Genomic DNA, 214 nt, shown 5'->3' on the forward strand with positions numbered 1-214 from the left:
GCCACTTAGACTCAAACCGGAAACAGTAACGGTTTTATTTTCTCCTGCGTTTTTATCGGCAAAAGAACCCGAAGCGGACGCTACGGTTAAGTCGTCCCCAGATACCATGCCAGTGAAACCTGTCCCTGATGTATCCAGCGTCGCTGTTGTGTTGCCATCATAAGTTTTGTTGTTGGCAGTAATGCCAGTGATGGCGGAAATAACCGCTTTGGCT

1 protein-coding gene is annotated in these 214 nt (G+C 48.1%); it reads right to left on the minus strand.

Annotated elements, in window-relative coordinates; all coding sequences use genetic code 11:
- Positions 1-214 (minus strand): YDG domain-containing protein (locus CCS02_RS22080; protein ID WP_157808029.1); only part of this gene is annotated, 214 nt, incomplete at both ends.

This window comes from Marinomonas sp. ef1 (genome assembly GCF_002806845.1).
In the GTDB taxonomy this organism is placed as follows: Bacteria; Pseudomonadota; Gammaproteobacteria; order Pseudomonadales; family Marinomonadaceae; genus Marinomonas; species Marinomonas polaris.